Below are 336 nucleotides of genomic sequence, written 5' to 3'. Positions count from 1 at the left end.
ATACTCCTGACTGACCGATAGTGAACCAGTACCGTGAGGGAAAGGCGAAAAGAACCCCGGCGAGGGGAGTGAAAAAGAACCTGAAACCGTGTACGTACAAGCAGTGGGAGCCCCACCACCAAAGCATTCTCTGGTGTTGAAGGCCCTGCAAAGCAGCATCGCGGTGGCGGAGCGTCGTTTGCGACGCCCAACACACAAAACAAGCGGTGAGTGCTTTGGGGTGGGGTGACTGCGTACCTTTTGTATAATGGGTCAGCGACTTATATTCTGTAGCAAGGTTAACCGAATAGGGGAGCCGGAGGGAAACCGAGTCTTAATTGGGCGTTAAGTTGCAGG

General features: G+C 53.6%; 1 rRNA gene. It reads left to right on the top strand.

Annotated features, from left to right (window positions below):
- Window positions 1-336, top strand: a 23S ribosomal RNA gene (locus tag HV477_RS28115); the annotation flags it as partial.

The sequence above is a fragment of the Salmonella sp. SG203 genome (assembly GCF_013350575.1).
GTDB classification, from domain to species: domain Bacteria; phylum Pseudomonadota; class Gammaproteobacteria; order Enterobacterales; family Enterobacteriaceae; genus Salmonella; species Salmonella enterica.
This window is presented reverse-complemented; position numbering and strand designations above follow the sequence as displayed.